This is a genomic window from Alistipes sp. Marseille-P5061 (genome assembly GCF_900290115.1).
In the GTDB taxonomy this organism is placed as follows: Bacteria; Bacteroidota; Bacteroidia; order Bacteroidales; family Rikenellaceae; genus Alistipes; species Alistipes excrementigallinarum.
This window is the reverse complement of the sequence record NZ_LT985748.1, coordinates 367165-386823: the sequence shown is the minus strand read 5'-3', so window position 1 is coordinate 386823 and position 19659 is coordinate 367165. Positions and strand designations below refer to the sequence as shown.

Annotated in this window: 14 protein-coding genes; 8 read left to right on the top strand and 6 right to left on the bottom strand. The window is 62.8% G+C overall.

Annotated features, from left to right (window positions below; translation table 11 throughout):
- Positions 1-58 precede the first annotated feature (58 nt).
- A complete protein-coding gene (locus tag C8267_RS01530) occupies positions 59-958 on the top strand; it encodes a DMT family transporter (RefSeq protein WP_087361800.1) in 900 nt (299 codons plus the stop codon).
- Between the two features lie 96 nt (positions 959-1054).
- Here the strand turns inward: C8267_RS01530 and C8267_RS01525 are convergent, their stop codons facing one another.
- Complete coding sequence (locus tag C8267_RS01525; RefSeq protein ID WP_106633401.1) at positions 1055-2431, bottom strand: TrpB-like pyridoxal phosphate-dependent enzyme; 1377 nt, start codon at positions 2429-2431, stop codon at positions 1055-1057.
- 527 nt (positions 2432-2958) lie between these two features.
- Between C8267_RS01525 and pheT the strand changes: the two genes are divergently transcribed.
- Positions 2959-5424 (top strand): phenylalanine--tRNA ligase subunit beta, encoded by a 2466-nt coding sequence (gene pheT, locus C8267_RS01515; protein ID WP_106633399.1) that lies wholly within the window; start codon positions 2959-2961, stop codon positions 5422-5424.
- Between the two features lie 147 nt (positions 5425-5571).
- On the opposite strand, the gene C8267_RS01510 is transcribed toward pheT, so the two are convergent.
- On the bottom strand, positions 5572-7731 hold the full coding sequence (locus C8267_RS01510; RefSeq protein WP_106633398.1) for a beta-N-acetylhexosaminidase: 2160 nt from the start codon (positions 7729-7731) through the stop codon (positions 5572-5574).
- A gap of 191 nt (positions 7732-7922) precedes the next feature.
- On the opposite strand from C8267_RS01510, the gene mazG reads away from it, so the two are divergent.
- The 6 genes from mazG to C8267_RS01480 all read left to right on the top strand — a co-directional run bounded on the left by mazG (position 7923) and on the right by C8267_RS01480 (position 15072).
- Positions 7923-8699 (top strand): nucleoside triphosphate pyrophosphohydrolase, encoded by a 777-nt coding sequence (gene mazG / locus C8267_RS01505; protein WP_087361804.1) that lies wholly within the window; start codon positions 7923-7925, stop codon positions 8697-8699.
- Between the two features lie 84 nt (positions 8700-8783).
- Positions 8784-9317, top strand: a complete 534-nt coding sequence (locus C8267_RS01500; RefSeq protein ID WP_087361805.1) for a gamma carbonic anhydrase family protein — start codon at positions 8784-8786, stop codon at positions 9315-9317.
- Positions 9318-9362: 45 nt separating this feature from the next.
- The gene (locus C8267_RS01495) at positions 9363-10646 is read left to right on the top strand and encodes a histidine kinase (RefSeq protein WP_234025652.1); all 1284 of its coding nucleotides are present in this window, start codon (positions 9363-9365) and stop codon (positions 10644-10646) included.
- The gene (locus C8267_RS01490; RefSeq protein ID WP_106633397.1) at positions 10643-11404 is read left to right on the top strand and encodes a LytR/AlgR family response regulator transcription factor; all 762 of its coding nucleotides are present in this window, start codon (positions 10643-10645) and stop codon (positions 11402-11404) included. Before C8267_RS01495 ends, C8267_RS01490 begins: the two co-directional genes overlap by 4 nt.
- A 133-nt stretch (positions 11405-11537) precedes the next feature.
- A complete protein-coding gene (locus tag C8267_RS01485) occupies positions 11538-11936 on the top strand; it encodes a DUF4890 domain-containing protein (RefSeq protein ID WP_106633396.1) in 399 nt (132 codons plus the stop codon).
- Between the two features lie 190 nt (positions 11937-12126).
- Positions 12127-15072: an outer membrane beta-barrel protein gene (locus tag C8267_RS01480; protein WP_106633395.1), complete on the top strand. Its 2946-nt coding sequence runs from the start codon at positions 12127-12129 to the stop codon at positions 15070-15072.
- 82 nt (positions 15073-15154) lie between these two features.
- Here C8267_RS01480 and C8267_RS01475 read toward each other — a convergent pair whose 3' ends face one another.
- The 4 genes from C8267_RS01475 to C8267_RS01460 form a co-directional block, all read right to left on the bottom strand.
- The gene (locus C8267_RS01475) at positions 15155-16243 is read right to left on the bottom strand and encodes a CapA family protein (RefSeq protein ID WP_234025651.1); all 1089 of its coding nucleotides are present in this window, start codon (positions 16241-16243) and stop codon (positions 15155-15157) included.
- Between the two features lie 153 nt (positions 16244-16396).
- Entirely contained in the window at positions 16397-17743 is a 1347-nt protein-coding gene (locus tag C8267_RS01470) for a DcaP family trimeric outer membrane transporter (protein WP_158699655.1), read from the bottom strand.
- Complete coding sequence (locus tag C8267_RS01465) at positions 17740-18048, bottom strand: DUF4491 family protein (protein WP_087361811.1); 309 nt, start codon at positions 18046-18048, stop codon at positions 17740-17742. Before C8267_RS01465 ends, C8267_RS01470 begins: the two co-directional genes overlap by 4 nt.
- A 130-nt stretch (positions 18049-18178) precedes the next feature.
- A complete protein-coding gene (locus tag C8267_RS01460) occupies positions 18179-19513 on the bottom strand; it encodes a DcaP family trimeric outer membrane transporter (RefSeq protein WP_106633392.1) in 1335 nt (444 codons plus the stop codon).
- Positions 19514-19659: the final 146 nt, after the last annotated feature.

The following is a 19659-nucleotide window of genomic DNA, read 5'->3' as shown; positions in this document are numbered from 1 at the left end:
GGTTGCCGGCTGAACTCCGGCCGGTGACGTAATCCGACCCCAAAACCGTGAACGAATCATGTGGCTGACTCTTGCCTTTACCTCTGCCGCCCTGCTGGGCCTCTACGACGTGGCCAAAAAGCGGGCGCTGACGGACAACGCCGTGTTGCCCGTCCTGCTGCTCAATACGCTCTTTTCGAGCCTGCTCTTCGTCCCGGTCATCGTGGCTGCGGAGTGCGGTCTGGGATGGTTCGACGGGACGTTGCTCGAGAGTGTCCCGGGTGATGCACATGCTCACGCGCTGGTTGCGCTCAAGTCGGCCATCGTGCTGGTGTCGTGGGTATTCGGATACTTCGCCATGAAACATCTCCCGCTCACCATCGTGGGCCCCATCAACGCCACGCGTCCCGTCATGGTGCTCGTCGGCGCGATGCTGCTCTTCGGCGAGCGGCTCAACGGCTACCAGTGGGTCGGTGTGGCACTGGCGCTGCTGTCGCTCTTTCTGCTGAGCCGTTCGGGACGGCGCGAAGGGGTCGATTTCGCCCACAACGTCTGGATACTCTGCATCGCGGCCGCCGCAGTCATGGGGGCCGTCAGCGGTCTCTACGACAAGTACATCATGGCGCGGCTCGACCCGGTCTTCGTCCAGAGTTGGTACAACTTCTACCAGCTGCTGATGATGGGCACGGTGGTCGGCCTGCTCTGGTGGCCCCGCCGCCGCACGACCACCCCGTTCCACTGGAGCTGGGCCATTCCGCTCATCTCAATCTTCCTCTCGCTGGCCGACTTCGCCTACCTGACGGCGCTGGGCGAAGAGGGGGCGATGATTTCGGTGGTCTCGATGGTGCGCCGCGGCTCGGTGGTGGTTTCGTTCTGCTGCGGGGCGCTGCTCTTCCACGAGCGGAATCTGCGGGCTAAGGCGCTCGACCTGCTCTTCATTCTGGTCGGCATGTTCTTCCTCTGGCTCGGCTCGCGCTGAGCGGAGCGGTGACCGGACCGTTCGCCGGCGGACAAAAAAAGTGAGCGGACTGCCTCGGGGCGGTTCGCTCACTCATTTTGTTGTTAGAGGTGCTCTTCAGATGAGCTTCTCCAGCTGGGAGAGGGTCTTCGAAATCTCGGCATCCGAGGGCGAGTAGTCCTTCAGCGCTCCGGCCAGATACTGCTCGTAGGCATAGAGGTCGATGACGCCGTTGCCCGAGAGGTTGAAGAGGATTGTCTTTGCGCGCCCCTCCTCCCTGGCCCGAAGGGCTTCGCGGATGGTGGCGGCGATGGCATGGGTCGACTCCGGAGCCGGGATGATGCCCTCGGTTCGGGCGAAGAGGATGCCGGCGGCCAGCGTCTCGTTCTGCGGAATGGACTGGGCCTCGATGAGCCCGTCCTTGAGCAGCTGGCTGACGATGGCTCCTGCACCGTGGTAGCGCAGTCCGCCGGCGTGGATGTCCGAGGGCTGGAAGTTGTGCCCGAGCGTATACATCGGAATCAGCGGCGTGTATCCGGCCACATCGCCGAAATCGTACTGGAATGCTCCGCGGGTGAGCTTCGGGCAGCTTTCGGGTTCGACGGCGATGGCCCGTATCTTCTTGCCCTCGACGAAATTCCTGCGCAGGAAGGGGAAGCTGATGCCGGCGAAGTTGCTGCCGCCGCCGAAGCAGCCAATCACCATGTCTGGCTCGGCGTCGGCCATCTCCATCTGTGCGACGGCCTCCTGTCCGATGACCGTCTGGTGGAGCAGCACGTGGTTCAGTACGCTGCCCAGGCAGTAGCGCGTATCCTCGGGGCTGCGCAGCGCCACCTCCACGGCCTCCGAGATGGCCAGTCCGAGGCTTCCCGAGCAGTCGGGGTCGCGCTTGAGGGCGGCCCGGCCCGATTCGGTGAGCGTCGAGGGCGATGCCACGCATTCGGCGCCCCACGTGTTCATCATCAGCCGTCGGTAGGGCTTCTGGTTGTAGCTGACCTTGACCATGAAGACCCGAAGGTCGATGCCGAAGTGCTTGGCCGCGAAGGCGATTGAGGCTCCCCACTGTCCGGCTCCGGTCTCGGTGGTCAGATGCTTGATGCCCTGCTTGTGGTTGTAGTAGGCCTGCGGTACGGCCGTGTTGGGCTTGTGCGAGCCGGCCGGCGAGACGCTCTCGTTCTTGAAGTAAATCCTGGCGGGGGTGTCGAGGGCCTTTTCGAGCGCCGTGGCGCGGACGAGCGGCGTGGGTCTCCAGATTTTATAGATTTCCTGCACCTCTTCCGGAATATCGATGAAGCGCTCGGTCGACATCTCCTGGTCGATGAGCTCTTCGGCGAAGATGGCCGACATCTGCTCCTTGGTGACGGGCTCCTTGTTGACGGGCTCCTTGGTGGCGGGATTCAGGGGCGGCAGGGGCTTGTTGGGCATGTCGGCCACGATGTTGTACCATTGGGTGGGCATTTGACGCTCGGAGAGGCAGATTTTTTTCGTTTCCATGGCGTTGAAATTTTAGAAGATTTTGAGATTGAGTTTTGATACGGATATGAAAAAACCCGTTGCTTACGATTCGTAAACAACGGGTTTCAAGTGTGTATCCTTGGGGTTTCACCACACATGCGACGGGGCGCACTCATTGTTCACGAGCGTCAACGGGTGCCACCACCAAGCCTGTATGTTGAAATTGCAGAACATTCTTTCGAATTGCTTGAAACAAAAGTAATGTTTCGAAACGAAAAAAGCAACCGTTTCGCGGATTATTTTCGCAAAAAAAGCAGACACCTATTTATAGAATTTGTGGCAGGAGGCGCTTATGCCCCACCTTTGGACCGTATCCGCGGCGGTCGCGGATGTTGACGCCTTCTGCAGCGGGCGGATTGGCGTCCGGACCGCGCGTGACGCTGCGCGACGGAGGGGTTACCTGCTCTCGGAGAACTGTTTCCGCGTGAAAACTGCGGAAAAAGCCGCCGAGTTCCGGAAAAATTTGTATTTTTGCATGATAATCTGCAAAATCAAAACACAACGATATGAATATTTCGTATAACTGGCTTAGACGTTACCTCGACACTTCGCTGACGGCGGAGCAGATTTCCGTGATTCTGACGGACATCGGCCTCGAGGTCGAAGGGTTCGAGAAAATCGAAACCATACGCGGCGGTCTGAAGGGCGTCGTGGTCGGCGAGGTGCTGACCTGCGTCGACCATCCCGATTCGGACCACCTCCACATAACGACGGTCGACGTGGGAAGCGGCGAGCCGCTCCAGATTGTCTGCGGCGCCGCCAACTGCCGTGCGGGGCTCAAGGTGCTCTGCGCCACCGTAGGTTCGGTGCTCTACCCCAACGGTGGCGAGGAGGAGTTCAAAATCAAGCGCAGCAGGATTCGCGGCGTGGAGTCGCTCGGCATGCTCTGTGCCGAGGACGAGCTGGGTGTCGGCTCGTCGCACGCGGGCATCATGGAGCTTCCGGCCGATGCCGTCGTGGGTACGCCGGCCAAGGAGTTCCTCCACATCGAGGATGACTATCTGATTCAGATTGGTCTGACCCCCAACCGGGTCGATGCCGCCTCGCACATCGGCGTGGCACGCGACCTGGCGGCCTACCTGCGCAGCCGCGGCGAACAGGTCGAGGTGAAGTGGCCCGACGTTTCGGCCTTCGCTCCGGACAACCACAACCTCGAGATGCGCATCCGCGTCGAGAATGCGGAGGCGGCCCCCCGCTATGCCGGCGTGACGGTGACGGGATGCAAAATCGGCCCCTCGCCCGAGTGGATGCAGAACTGCCTCCGCGCGGCGGGCATCAACCCCAAGAACAACCTGGTCGACATCACCAACTTCGTCCTCTTCGAGCTGGGGCAGCCGCTGCACGCCTTCGATGCCTCGAAAATCGAGGGGCATGAAATCGTCGTGCGCACCTGCGCCGAAGGGACCCCCTTCGTGACGCTCGACGGCGTGGAGCGCAAGCTCACGGCCAACGACCTGATGATTTGCTCGGCCGAGCGCCCGATGTGCATCGCCGGCGTCTTCGGCGGTCTGGATTCGGGCATCAGCGAGACGACGACTGACGTCTTTATCGAGAGCGCCTACTTCAACCCCGTATCGGTGCGCAAGACTGCCAAGCGGTTCGGTCTGAATACCGACTCGTCGTTCCGCTTCGAGCGCGGCGTGGACCCCAACCTGCAGATTTATGCAGCCAAGCGCGCCGCCCTGCTGATGAAGGAGCTCGCCGGCGGCACCATCTCGAGCGACATCACGGACATCTGCCCCGTTCCGGCCCGCGACTTCACCTTCGACGTCTCCTTCGCCCGCATCAATGCGCTCATCGGCAAGGAGCTGTCCGAGGAGACGGTCCGCACGATTCTCGATGCGCTGGAGGTGAAGATTCTCGCCGAGCACGACGGCGTGATGACGGTGGCCGTACCGCCCTACCGCGTTGACGTGCAGCGTGAGGCCGACCTCATCGAGGATATTCTCCGCATCTACGGCTACAACAACGTCGAGATTCCCGCACGCGTGCGCTCGACGCTCTCCTATGCGCCCAAACCCGACCGCAACCGGCTGGTCAACCTGGCGGCCGACTTCCTGACCGACCGCGGCTTCACGGAAATCATGTCCAACTCGCTCACGAAGGGGGCCTACTACGAGGGGCTGACGAGCTATCCGGCCGAGCACTGCGTGCGGATTCTCAATCCGCTGAGCACCGACCTGAACGTGCTGCGTCAGACGTTGCTCTTCAACATGATGGAGGCCATCCAGCTCAACGTCAACCGCAAGAACGGCGACCTGAAGCTCTACGAGTTCGGCAACTGCTACTTCTACGATGCGTCGAAGCGCGGCGGCGAGCAGGCGCTGGCCCCCTACTCGGAGGGTTACCGCCTGGCGGTGGCCGTGACGGGTCTTGCCACGGAGCCTTCGTGGAACGTCAAGGCGGAGCATACCTCCTTCTTCACGCTGCGTGCTGTGGCCGAGTTGCTGCTGCGCCGCTTCGGCATCGACATCTACACGCTGAAGTGCGAGACGCTCGACAGCGACCTCTTCAGCGAGGCGCTGAGCATGTCGCTCAACGGCAAGGAGCTGCTGCAAATCGGTTCGGTGAGCGCCCGGGTGCGCCGCGCAACCGACGTCAAGCAGCCGGTCTACTTCATGGAGCTGAACTTCGACCTGCTGGTCAAGTCGACCCGGAAGCATCGCATTGCAGCCGAGGAGCTGTCGAAATACCCCGAGGTAAAGCGCGACCTGGCGCTGCTGGTCGACAAGTCGGTCACCTTCTCGGCGCTGCGCGACGTGGCCTTCGCTGCCGAGCGCAAGCTGCTCAAGAGCGTCTTGCTCTTCGACGTCTACGAGGGCGACAAGCTGCCCGAGGGCAAGAAGTCCTATGCGCTGAGCTTCTTCCTGGAGGACAAGAGCCGGACGCTCGACGAGAAGAGCATCGAGCGGGTGATGACCACCCTCGCGAAGCAGTTCGAGCAGCGGTGCGGCGCGCAGATTCGCGCCTGAAGCCTCTGACCGGGGCGGCGGCTCCGGCGGCCGTTCCGCGGTCTAGCGGGCCTCTGTCCGAAACAGTCCAAGAAAAAATCCTGTCGCAGATGGTGCGGCAGGATTTTTTTGTGTGCATGGATGCACGGCCCTCTTCCGGCTGAGGGGTCAGAGCACCGGCTTCACGACGGGCGGCTGGATGACGACGAAGGGGGTGCTGTTACCGCGGCAGGTCGCCACGAGCCGCACGGCCCTCACCGGCCGGTTGGGACGGAGCGTGATGCACCCCTTGTCGAGCGCTCCGGCCCGCTCGAAGCGTACGCCGTCGTAGGAGACCTCGGCATAGCCCGTGACGATGTGGGCGTTGGGCAGCTGCCGGTATCCCGTCTGGAGGAAGAGCTCGCGGCAGCGCAGCGGCATGTCGAAGGTGTAGAGCAGCCAGTCCTTCGGCCGGCAGGTGCGGCTCGTGCGGCTCATGCCGCGGTAGTGCTCGGCGTTTGAGGCCGGGAAGCGCTCGCTCAGGGGCATCGACGAGGTGAGCTTCCACGAGGGGGTAACGGTGCGGTAGAAGGAGCGGTCGGCCGCCTCGGGGCTGCGGCCCGTGCCGCGGCGCGTGAAGAAGCGGTAGCGGTACGGCTGCGTGGTGGCGATGGGGCCGGTATAGGAATGCTCCTCGGGCGACGAGTCGACGAGGTAGCAGAGCGTCGAGCCGTCGTCGGTCGAGGCCGTGAGCTCGCCGTTGCGGCAGGAGACCGTCGGCGGGAAGAGGCGGAAGCGGATGCCCATGGCCGTCATGCGGTCGTAGTGCTCCCCGACCAGTTCGCGGTAGTAGGACTCCCACCCCTCCTCGTTGCCGCTCCAGGCCAGGCGCGAGAGGGCGCACAAGCGAGGGAAGGTCATGTAGTCGAGGTAGTCGGGCTTTTCGGGCTCGTGCGAGACGTAGGCCTCGCTCCAGAAGGCCGACTCGAGGCCCTCTACGTGGCGCATCCGCTCGGCATTGAAGCCTTCGCGGGCGAAGTCGAAGTTGTAGGTGGTGCGGGCATCGAAGACGGCGGCCCAGCTGTGGCCCTCCTCGTGGGGCGACTGCCGCATGTCGAAGTAGAAGCTCGTTGCGGGCATCACCACCGTCGGATACCCCTTGTCGACGGCATCGAGGCAGGCCCGGACGCTCTCCCAGCCGTGGACGCGGCTCGTGCGCGCCGGTCCGCCGCGCTTGACCGCTTCGTTCCAGAGTGCCGGCCTCTTGCCGTGGGCGGCGAGGATGTCGCTCATGCGCTGCATGAAGATATCCTCGAGCCGGTGCGGGTCGGTGATGCCGCGGCGCTCCATCAGCGCCCGGCAGTCGGGACAGCGCTCCCATTGCGAGGCATCGACCTCGTCGCCGCCGATGTGGATGTAGGGCGAGGGGAAGAGCGCGCAGAGCTCGCCGAGGATATCCTCGAGCAGACGGTAGTTCTCCTCGCGGGCCACGCACCATGCCGAACGGTAGTCGTAGCCGCATGTCGAGACCGTATCGGGACGGTAGTTGCAGCGAATCTCGGGATGGACCGAGGCGATGTTGCGGCTGTGTCCCGGAAGGTCGATTTCGGGGATGATTTCGATGTTGCGTGCCGCGGCGTAGGCAATCAGCTCGCGCATCTGCTCCTGGGTGTAGTAGCCGCCGTACTTTTCGTCCCACTTTCCGTAGATGGGCCGCACGGGCGAGTCGCCGCCTCGGAAGCCGCCGATTTCGGTCAACTCGGGGTGCGATCGGATTTCGATGCGCCACCCTTCGTCATCGCTTAGATGAAGGTGCAACTTGTTTATGTTATGATACGAAAGCAGGTCTATGTAACGTTTCACATGAGGTGCATCCACCCACGTGCGGGCTACGTCGAGCATCATGCCCCGGTAGGCGAAGCGCGGAGCATCCTCGATGTGCAGCGTCGGCAGCCGGAGCGGCAGCGTGCACTCCCGGGCATAGACCTCGGGCGGCAGGAGGCGGAAGAGCTGCTGGATGCCGTTGAAGACGCCGCCGTAGGCGCCGCCCTCGATGGCGATGTGGTCGGGGAGGATGTCGAGCCGGTAGGCCTCCTCGCCGAGCGAGGGGTCGAGCGCCAGCACGAGCGCCGCGTCGGAGGCGTACTGCTCGCTTGCGCCCGCCAGCGGGAGGTACGAGCGCAGGTAGTCGGCCAGCGCCTCGAGCCCCTGTTCGTAGGTGACGAGCGTCGCTCGCGTGAGGAGAAACTCGCCTCCGAGGTCGGTACGGTGGGCCGGTGCGGGTTGTGCCTGGGCCGTCAGCGTGAGGAACCACAGGGCGGCCGCAGAGAGCAGATGACGTATTTTCATGGGGAAAATGGGTGTTTTTGTCTCGTGCAAAGTTATATTTTTTCCGCCGAATTCGTAACTTTGCCTCAATTATGGAGCGAAGGAGCGCTCCGGCCGTCATGCGGACGGCAGCCGCACGGAGACCTCCCGGCGGAGTGCGTCCGGATGCGGACAGGAAGTGTGAAACAGACGATTCAAAGATATTCAATCCTATGGAAGACAAACGTTTGGAGGCCACGGCCCGGCTGCTGGAGGTGATGAACACCCTGCGCCGCGAATGCCCGTGGGACCGCGAACAGACATTCGATTCGTTGCGGAGCAACACGATTGAGGAGACCTACGAACTGGCCGATGCGATTCTCGACCACAACATGGAGGGCATCAAGGAGGAGCTGGGCGACCTGCTGCTCCACGTGGTCTTCTACTCGAAACTGGGCGAGGAGCAGGGCGCGTTCGACTTTGCCGACGTGGCCAATGCGCTGTGCGACAAACTCATCTACCGCCATCCGCACGTCTACGGCGACATCCACGCCAATACGCCCGACGAGGTGAAGGAGAACTGGGAGGCGCTCAAACTGCGCAAGAAGAAGCGCAAGAGCGGCACGCTGGGCGGCGTGCCCCGTTCGCTGCCGGCGATGGTCAAGGCCTACCGCGTGGGCGAAAAGGCCGCCGCGACGGGCTTCGACTGGGAGCGCCGCGAGGATGTCTGGGCCAAGGTCAAGGAGGAGACCGCCGAGGTCGAGGCCGAAATCAACTCGAAAGACCACGAACGGCTCGAGGGCGAGTTCGGCGACCTCTTCTTCGCGCTCATCAACGCCTGCCGTCTCTACGGCGTCGACCCCGAGGCGGCGCTCGAACGGACGAACAAGAAGTTCATCCGCCGCTTCAACTACATGGAGGAGCACGCCGCCGCCGAGGGCCACATGCTGCACGACATGACCCTCGACCAGATGGAGGCGCTCTGGCAGCAGGCCAAGAAGGAGGAGTAGTCCGCTACCCTGCCCGATGCGGCCGGGCCGCCCCCCTCCGAAAGACATGAAACGAAACACGTATACAAAAACGACATTTTCAATATGGCACTGATTCGAAAAGTACGCGGGCACGAGCCCGTCATTGGCGAGAACACCTTTGTGGCCGAGACGGCCGTCATCCTGGGCGATGTGACCATCGGTCACGACTGCTCGATTTGGTACAACACCGTGCTGCGCGGCGATGTGAACAAAATCGTCATCGGCGACCGTACGAACATCCAGGACGGTGTGGTGCTCCACACGATTTACGACAAGGCGAAGCACCCCTCGCAGACCATCATCGGCAACGACGTCTCGGTGGGTCACAACGCAACCATCCACGGAGCCATCATCGAGGACAACTGCCTCATTGGCATGGGCTCCACCATCCTCGACAATGCCCACGTCCCCTCGGGCTGCATCATTGCGGCCAATGCGCTGGTGCTCTCCAACGCCCAGCTGGAGCCCAACTCGGTCTACGCCGGTGTCCCGGCCCGCAAGGTCAAGGAGGTGACGCCCGAGCAGCGTGACGAAATCATCCGCCGGACGGCCCACGACTACATGCTCTATGCGTCGTGGTACACGAAGGAGGAGTAACCCCGCAGACGGAACGACATGGGGCTCCATCCGAAATATTCGGCCGTGATTCTCAACCTGCTGGTTGCTGTGGCAATCAGCCTGGTGGTCAATTTCTCCTACCTGCTGCTCTATCTGGTCGACCAGCGCGAACTCGGCAAGCCGCAGCCCGGCAAGGCGCGGATTGTCGAGCGGCGCGAGACCGGACGGCTCTCGGTGAGCCCCGACGGACACGGCTATCTGGTCTATGAAAACGGCGACAGCGTCTACGTGCCGCAGACGCGCATCCGGAGGCTCGGGCTCGAAGACGGCGACCGCATCGTCGCCGACCTCTCCGTCCGGGGACGCGAGGGGGGCCATCCCCTCATCTCCGACATCCGCTACCGCAACGGCGTGGAGTTCGACTACAGCGCGCTGTTCAACCGGCCGTCGCGGACGGTCGAGATGCTGCTCCAGCTGCTCTACTACCTGGTCGTGTCGTTCATCCTGCTCTCGATTCTCACCTCGGCCCGTCACCGCTACACCTCGCGCGGCTTTGTCAAACGCTCGCTCTGGTGCCTCGTGGCGGCGGTGCTGCTCTACCTGATTGCCCCCGTCACGCAATGGCATACGGGGCGCATCATGTTCAACTTCATGAGCGGGCGGATGCTCGACTACCTGCTGCTGCTCAAGTGTTCGTTCGCCGTGGTGGTCTCGGTGCTCTACGGCCGCATCTACGTGCTCATCTCGCAGCGGCAGGCCGTCGTGCTGGAGAACGAACGGCTGAAGAACGAGAATCTGACGACGCGCTACAACATGCTCGTTGGTCAAATCAACCCCCACTTCTTTTTCAACTCGCTCAACTCGCTGGCCATGCTCGTGCGCGAACGCGACGGAGAGAAGGCGCTGACCTACATCGACCAGCTCTCCTATACGTTCCGCTACATCATCCAGAACGGTCAGAGCACGCTCGTGCCGCTGAGCGAGGAGCTGCGGTTTGCCGAGGCATACGGCTATCTGTTCAAAATCCGCTATGCCGACAAGCTCTTCTTCGATGTCGACGTGGCCGACGAGTACCGCTCGTGGCTGCTGCCGGCCCTCTCGCTGCAGCCGCTCATCGGCAATGCCGTCAAGCACAACGCCATCACGCGCAACCGACCCTTCCACATCTCCATCCGCACCGAAGGGAGCGTGCTGGTGGTGTCGAATCCCCGCATCCCGAAGCTCGAGCAGGAGCCCTCGACGGGCATCGGTCTGCGCAACCTGCGCAGCCGCTGGATGCTCATCACGGGGAGCGACATCGAAATCATCGAGACCGAAGCGGAGTTCACCGTGCGTCTGCCGCTCCGCAAAAACGAGACAAAGGCATGAAAACACTCATCATCGAAGACGAAACCGCCGCGGCACGCAATCTGGAGGCGATTCTTGCCGACATCGAGCCCGACGCCGAGGTGCTGGGTGTGCTGGAGAGCGTGAGCGAGAGCGTCGAGTGGCTGCGCACGCATCCGTCGCCCGACCTGCTCTTCATGGACATCCACCTGGCCGACGGCGACTCGTTCCGGATTTTCGAGGCGGTCGAAGTGACCGCTCCGGTGGTCTTCACTACGGCCTACGACCGCTATGCGCTCGAGGCCTTCAAGGTCAACAGCATCGACTACCTGCTCAAGCCGCTCAACGAGCGGGACGTCCGCCGGGCGCTCGACAAGCTGCGCCGGCTGACGGGCGACGAGCGCCGCGCCTACGGCTCGCGTGTGCAGCGGATGGCTGACCAGCGGCGCGAGGATGTCTTCCTGGTTCATGTCCGCGACCGCATCATCCCGTTGCGTCGCGAGGAGATAGCCTTCTGCTACACCTCCAACGAGCGGGTCACGGCCCATACGTTCGGCGGCGAGGTCTACACGCTCGACAGGACGCTCGAGGCGCTGCAGGCGCAGCTGCCCGGTGACAACTTCTTCCGGGCCAACCGCCAGTTCATCGTGGCACGCCGCGCCGTGAAGGACATCGTCGTCTGGTTCGGCAGCCGGCTGGCGCTCAACCTGCAGGTGGAGACCCCCGAGCGAATCATCATCTCGAAGGCCCGCGTGCCTGAATTCAAGGCGTGGCTCACGTCGGCTCACCCCGCCGGGTAGTCGTTTTGCCGGCGCAAAAAGGCGTTTGACCAGCTGCCCTGCCCTCAATCTTTCACTCTGGCCCTACCTTTGCACTGTGACGAACACGGAAACAGTAACCGGCCGCACGGCGGCCCCAAAAAACAAAGGAACCATGAAAAAGAGATTATTTGCAGCCCTCGCAGCAGTTTGCATGCTGGCCGGCACGAGCGCATTCGCGCAGCAGACCGAAGCTCCCCGCACCAAGGCCAAGCAGCGCCCCACTCCCGAGCAGATGGCTCAGCGCATGAGTGACCGCATGGCCCAGCGCTACGAGCTGACCGATGCCCAGAAGCAGCAGGTCTACTACCTGAGCCTGCAGCAGGTGCAGAGCATGCAGGAGCACCGCCGTCAGATGGTGGCCGAGCGCAAGGCCGCCGACGAGAAGATGAAGGGCATCCTCACCGAGAAGCAGTACAAGCAGTGGAAGGAGGACCAGGCCAAGATGATGCGTTCGGCCAAGCACGACCGCGGTGCGAAGCATGCCGGGAAGCATCATGGCGACAAAAAGTAGCTCTTCGGAGGAAAATCCTCGTCGATGACGCCTTCTGCGTCGTACGAAAAGAGGTGTCGGCAGTCGGCTGACACCTCTTTTTTGTCGTTTCACCCCCGCGGGATGGGAAATCCGAAATAAAAGCGTTAATTTCGCATGCGATACGTGCAAACGACGCAAAATAGAAATACTCGAACCTCTACACACAAACATGAAAAGAATCATACTGACCTTACTGTCGAGCCTCCTTGCGGTAGCGGCCTTTGCCCAGAAGGGAAGCGTCACGGCGACGATTGTCGATGCCGAGACGGGCGAAACCATCCCGGGCGCCGTGCTGCAGGTCTCTCCGACGAAGTCTCCCGATACGAAGAGCTTTTTTACATCGGGCTACAAGGGTGCGGTGACCATTTCGGGGCTCTCCTACGGGGAGTACAGTGTCGAAGTCTCCTTCCTGGGTTATAATAACGAAACGCGTACGTTCACCGTCTCGTCGGCGCGCCAGAGTCTGGGCGAAATCGCGCTGAAGGCCGGTGTGCAGATTGCCACGGTGGTCAAGGAGGCGAAGGCGCTCCGGACCTCGCAACGGGGCGATACGCTGAGCTACAACGCCAGCGCCTTCAAGGTCGCGACCGATGCCGACGTCGAGGGTCTGCTCAAGAAGATGCCCGGTATCACGATTTCCGACGGCGCGGTCGAGGCCCAGGGCGAGGAGGTGCAGAAAATCTTCGTCGACGGCAAGGAGTTTTTCGGCGAGGATGTCACGACGGCCATCAAGTCGCTGCCGGCCGAGGCCGTGAAGAGCATCGAGGTCTTCGACAAGCTGAGCGATGCGGCCGAATTCTCGGGCATGGACGACGGCGAGGGCTACAAGGCCATCAACATCGTGACGCACGAGAACATGCGTCAGGGCCAGTTCGGCAAGTTCTACGGCGGCTATGGATATGAACCCGACGCCCAGACCGGCACCTCGCACAAGTACATCATCGGCGGCAACGCCAACATCTTCAGCGGCGACAGCCGTGTCTCCGTCATCGGCCTGTTCAACAACGTCAACCAGCAGAACTTCTCGTTCGAGGATATCCTCGGCGTCTCGGGTTCGACGGGCGGCGGCGGTCCCCGTCGGGGCGTGGGCCAGTACATGGTGCGCCCTCAACCGGGTGTCGCGCGGGTTAATGCCATCGGCGTGAACTACTCCGACACGTGGGGCAAGCGCGACCAGGTCTCGTTCCAGGGCAGCTACTTCTTCAACAATACCCGCACCATCAACCATGCGACGACCGACAAGTGGTACGAGGCTCCCATGCCGCTCGATACCCTCGCGACGCGCGGCTACTCCAACACGCTGGGCAACAACCACCGCTTCAACGCCCGCATCGAGTGGAAAATCTCGGAGAACCAGAACCTGATGATTCGTCCGGGCTTCAGCTATCAGGCCAATGACCCCTACAGCTGGACGCGCGGCTGGCAGTACGGAGCTCCGGCCGACGGCGGCAGCGGATACAGCTATACGAACAACCTCGAGGATGCGACGCGTCAGGGCTACAATGCCCGCCTGTCGGCCGTCTACCGGGCCAAACTGGGCAAGGCGGGCCGTACGATTACGCTCGACGGCAGCGCCAACTATTCGAGCCGTACGGACGATGCGGACTCCTATTCGAACGTGCTGCCCACCAGCGACATCCGTCCCGAGGTGGACCCCGAAACCGGGGAGTGGAATCCCGACGACTACATGCGTCTGCGCTATCTGCGCGACGAAGCCCCTTCGAGCAGCTACCGCCTGCGTGCGAACTTCACCTATACGGAGCCCATCTCCAAGATTTCGCAGCTGAGCCTCCAGTACCGCTTCAAGTACGACTTTCAGGAACGCGACAAACGCTCCTATGCGGGCTATACGCTGGATGACCTCGAGTTTGATAGCGACCTTTCAAACTCCTACGAGAGCGGTTACCAGACCCATGCCGTCGGCCCGGGCTTCCGTCTGGCCAAGGAGCGCAACACGCTGGTGGCCAACGTCTACTACCAGCGTTCGATGCTCGACGGACAGGTGATTCACGGGCAGAGCGACAAAATCAGCCACGGGTACGACAACGTGACCTACTTCCTGATGGGTCAGTTCAACTTCAACCGCGAGAACTCGCTGCGCATGTTCATCTCCTCCTATACGGACAACCCCCAGATTACCTCGCTGCAGAACGTGCCCGACGTGACGGATGCGCAGAACATCACCAACGGTAACCCCGACCTCAATCCGTCGTACAACCACCGCATCCGGCTTCACTACGTCAATTCGAACGTGACGAAGGGGCGCACCTTCATGTGGATGTTCATGATGAACGCCACGCAGGACTACAACGCCACGCACATGGTCGCCTCGCCGGGTACCATCACCCTCAACGGCCAGAGCTATACGCCCAACTACTACTCGCGTCCGGTCAACATGGACGGCTACTGGAACCTGCGCACCCACCTGAGCTACGGCTTCCCCATCGGTTTCCTGAAGAGCAACTTCAACGTGATGGCGGGTCTGACCTATACGCTCACGCCGAGCATGCTGGGCGGCGTGGTGCAGAACGACGGCTCGATTACGGGCGGTTCGCGCAACGATACGAGCACTATAGGCTACGACTTCAACGCCGTGCTGGGCAGCAACATTTCGGAGAACGTCGACTTCACGCTCGGTTGGAACGGAACCTATTCCGAGGCGACCAACTCGCTGGTTGAGGGGGGCTCGAAGAACCGCTACTTCAACCACTCGGCCATTGGCAACATGAAGTTTGTCCTGCCGCTCGGCTTCACCTTCACGGCAGCGGTCTCCTATACGCAGTACCTCGGTTTCACGAACGACTACAACGACTCGTTCCTGCTCTGCAACGCCTACATCGGCAAGAAGGTCTTCCGCAACCAGCGCGGCGAGATAAGCGTCGGTGTGAACGACATCTTCAACCAGAACAAGGCCTTCGTCCGTACGGTGGGCTCGGGCTGGACGCAGAACGCCACCAACAGCGTCATCGGGCGCTACTTCATGGTGCAGTTCACCTACAACCTGCGTCGCTTCGGCAAGAAGGGCTCGCGCAACATCCAGGATTACGAAGGTGTCGAGCAGCCGCGCCGCCGCGGTCCGGGCATGATGCCCCCTCCCCCGCCGGGATTCCATTGACGGCCGGGGCGCGCACCTGAAAAGAACGGGCGGGAAAGGTTTGTGAACCTTTCCCGCCCGTCGTTTGTTGTCCGTGGGGCGGTTACTCGCCGAGCGTGCGGCGCGTGTCCTCCATGAACCGCTCGTATTGCGCCCGGACGGCGGGTGCCATCGGGAGCGTGTCGCCCACCTCGGGCGGCACAATCCGGTAGCCGGGGTGCAGCACCCAGACGGGAACGGGCCTTGCCGTGTAGCTCATGCGGCCCGAGGGGCGGCGCGTTGCCGTCACCTCGGCCATCAGCCCGCCGTCGGAGTAGCGCCAGCGCTGGTTCGAGACGAAGTTGCCCAGCGAGTAGAAGACGGCGTGGAGCGAATCGGCCCGGAAGGGCTGCACCACGTGGGGGTGGCTCCCGATGATGATGTCGGCGCCGTGGCGGCGCAGCAGGTCGGCCAGGTGGCGCTGCGAGCCGTTCTCGCGCCGTTCGTACTCCACGCCCCAGTGGATGCAGACAATCGTGCAGTCGACCGAGTCGCGGCGCACGCGTTCGAGGTCGCGCACCATGAGGGCCGAGTCGATGCGGTTGACGATAACCCCTTTGGGAACGGGATTCCCGTTGGTCGAATAGGTGTAGTTGAGCAGGGCGAAGCGGATGCCGCGCCGCTCGAAGAGGAGCGGGTTGCGCGCCACAAAGTCGATGCTGTCGGCGAAGACCCCCGTATGGCGGATGCCGCAGCGCTCCAGCTCGCGGGCCGTGCGGCGGATGCCCCTTTCACCGGCGTCGCAGCAGTGGTTGTTGGCCAGCACGGCCATGTCGACCCCCGCGTCGCGCAGCGCATCGGCCATCGAGGCCGGCGTGCGGAAGCAGGGATAGCCCGAGAAGGGGGGCTCGGGAGAGAGCGTCGTCTCGAGGTTGACAATCACGGCGTCGGCCTCGGCGAAGCGGGGCTTGAGGTAGGAGAAGACGGGACGGAAGTCGTATTGTCCGTCGGCCGTGCGGGCGGCGGTGAGCTGCGGTGTGTGGGCCATCACGTCACCGGCAAAGAGCAGACGCACGCGGACGGGACGGGCCTCGGACGGTGCCGTTGCCGCGTCGGCCGCCGCGCCGTTTTGAGTCGGTGTCGCGCATCCGGCCAGCACTGCCGTGCAGCAGAGTGCGGCCACCCAGCGGCGAAGCCCCGAAAGGTGCCGCACGCGGGGTTGCATCCGGATGTCGGTCGCAGTCCGGGTGCTGTTGTGCCGAGCCGGGTGCGGCGTGACAATGTGGCGTGTTCCGGCCTGTTGCCGTGCAGCGAGGCGCGGCCTTGCGGCCGGGAAAATGTGCAGCGGGTGTTTCATGGATGAGGGTCAGAAGTTGTATTGGACCTGCAGGCTTACCCGGTTGGCCGCCCCTGCGGCTCCGTCCATGTTCCGGCGCGTGCCGTGGAGGTATTCGGCGGCAACGCGGCAGAGCGGCGTCAGCGTGCAGAAGATGTTGCAGAAGATGTACTGCCCCTGCCGGTATCGGTCGGCCGGGAGGGGGCCGTTCTCATGCTCGACGCGGACGGTCGAGTAGCCGCCCGTGACGGAGAGGCGCTTCGAGAGGTCGGCCTGCAGGGCTGCCTGTCCGCCCCACGTGGGAATGGTCCGCATGCGGTCGGGATTTGCGGGGTCGGGTGCGAAGTCGAGCCCCGAACCAATCAGGTCGAGGATGTAGGGGGTGATGCCGCGGCCGTAGACACCGTTGAAGAAGAGGCGCAGGGGGCGTCCCATGCGGATGGTGCCGCTCAGCTGGGCGCCCCACCCCGGCAGCGAGGTGTTGTTGCCCGTGCGCAGGTTGTGCAGGTAGAGGTTGCGGACGATGCCCGTGGCGCGGATGTGGCTGCTGCGGTCTGGACCCCAGGCATAGAGCAGGTAGAACGGGAAGTCGGGCATGCGCTGCGGAATCGGGGCGAAGCTGTCGTTGTAGGTGCCGCTCACCCGCGGAAGTTCGCACGCCAGGCCGAAGCGCATGTGGTTGCGGGCGAAGTCGACCTCGTAGCGGAGCACCGTCGCGAAGTCGAAACTGTAGGCGTTGGGGCACTGGAAGTCGATGGTCGTCGGGGCGGCCTGCAGGTCGCAGAAGGTCGTCACGTCGCGTCCCAGCGTGAAGCCCAGTGCCGAGACGTGGGCCGTGCGGATGCGGGGCGTGTAGCTGCCCGGCGCGCCGCCGCGGAAGTCGGCGTCGATGGTAATCGTCACGGGGCCCAGCTTCGGGGAGCGTGCCACGGCCTTCATGATGATGTGCGACGTGGAGGCATCCATCGAGATTTTCTGGCGGGAGGCGTAGTTGCCCGGAACGGGGATTTCATAGGGAATGAAGTCGATACTGTTGACCACGCCCTTGAAGTCGTAGCTGCCGCGCACGATGAGCGAACCGCCGAACGAAAAGGTGAAGCGTTGGTTGGGCGACGTATAGCTCACGAGGGCCTTTTCGGCCTGCTGGAATCCGGCATGCTGCGTCTCCGTATAGTCGGCAAGGGGCTCCTCGGCCGGCGGAGCTGTCCAGTGTAGCTGTGTTGTATCCGTTCGGCCGGGCGGCATATCCCGTACGGCGGAAGTCTCCTCCGCATGCGGCATTTCACCCATGGAGGGCCGCTCCGGCGACGGAGGAGCTCCGTAGCCGGTCAGCACCGCTGCACAGCAGAGTGCCGAGGTCCACATGCGGAGTCTCATGAGCGTCGGCGTTTCGGGTTTTCGGGAAACCAGCCGCGGGCAACCCGCTTGCGCTGCTCGAACAGCTCGCCGATGCTCCAGAGCGAGGAGGCGCCCCAGACGGCCAGCAGCGTCGACCAGAGGATGTGGCGGATGGCGATGGAGGCGGCAATGGCGGCGAGGCCCATCACGAGGAAGACCCACCAGCAGCGCGTGCCGAAGTGGTATTCGCCCTTGATGACCAGCGGATGGAAGAGTCCGATGATGAGGAAGGTCGCGATGCCGATGACGAGCCCCGTGAGGTTGTAGTGCGAAAGAAATTCCATAGGCTGAAACGGACGCACCGTATGGGGCGCGCTGTGTCAAAGATACGATAAAACCCCGAACCGAACAAGCAAAGCGGCGGAGAACTCCCGCAGGAGTCTCCGCCGCACGGTTCCGCAGTCGGACGGAACCTTAGAAGTTGTACTGTACCAGCAGGTTCATCCGGTTGGCCGTTCCTTCGATGCCGTCCATGTTCTCGCGCGAACCGCGGAGGTATTCGGCAGCGATGCGGCAGCGCGGCGTCAGTGCGTAGAAGATGTTGCCGAAGATGTACTGCCCCTGGCTGTACTCGTTGGCCGAGATGTAGCCGTTCTCCTTCTCGACGTGGACGGTCGAGTAGCCGCCCGTGACGAAGAGACGCTTCGAGAGGTTAATCTGCAGCGCGGCCTGCCAGCCCCACATGGGCATTGTCTGCATCTTGGCGGGGTTCTCGGGGTCGGGTGCAAAGTCGAGGCCCGAGCCGGTCAGGTCCTGTATGTAGGGGGTGATGCCCTCGCCGTAGACGCCGTTGAAGAAGAGGCGGAACGGACGGCCCATGCGGATGGTACCGCTCAGCTGGGCGCCCCAGCCCAGACGCGAGGTGTTGTTGCCCGTGCGCAGGTTGTGCATGTAGAGGTTGCGGATGACGCCCGTGGCACGGATGTGGCTGCTGCGGTCGGCGCCCCAGGCGTACTGCAGGTACATCGGGAAGTCGGGCATGCGCTGCGGAATCGGGGCGAAGTAGTCGTTGTAGGTGCCGCTCACGTTCGGAAGCTCGCACGCCACGCCGAAGCGCATGTGGTCGCGGGCGAAGTCAACCTCGTAGCGGGCCACCGTGGCGAAGTTGAAGTTGTAGGCGTTGGGACCCTGGAAGTCGATGGTCGTCGGGGCGGCCTGCAGGTCGCAGAAGGTCGTCACGTCGTGGCCCAGCGTGAAGCCCAGCGCCGAAACGTAGGCCGAACGCAGCCGGGGCGTGTAGCTGCCCGGCGCGCCGCCGCGGAAGTCGGCGTCGATGAAGATGACCACGCGTCCGAGGGCTCCCGAATGGGCGATGGCCTTCATGAAGAGGCGCGACGTGGAGGCGTCCATCGAGATTTTCTGGCGGGTGTCGTAGTTGCCCGGAACGGGGATGTCGTAGGGCACGAAGTCGGTGTTGTTGACCACACCCTTGAAGTCATAGCTGCCGCGTAGGGCAATCGAGCCGCCGAGCGAGAAGGAGAAGCTGTTGTTGCGCGTCGTGAAGACGAACTGCGGCTTCTCGGCCTGCTGGAATCCGGTGCGGTGGGTCTCCATGTAGTCGTTGATGGCGTTGTCGACGGCCGCCTGGTTCATGGCCGCGAGCCTCTGCGCCGCGCCGCAGCATTCGTAGACGGTGTCCACCTCGCGTGCCGAGACCAGATAGACCGTCGGTGCGTACTTCTCGCTGCGGGCGTTGCCGCGGTAGCGTTGCGCCGTCGCAGAGGTTGCGAGCAGCAAGGTTGCAATCAAAAGTTGGAATGTTTTTTTCATAAGCCGAATAGATTAAAAAAGATGTTTACTTGTTCAACATGGCTGTTTCGGAGAGCAATCCGTTCATTTACCGCCGAATCAAGCAAGGAGTATGCCAAAAGCCGCCGGAAGGCGCTGCGATGGCC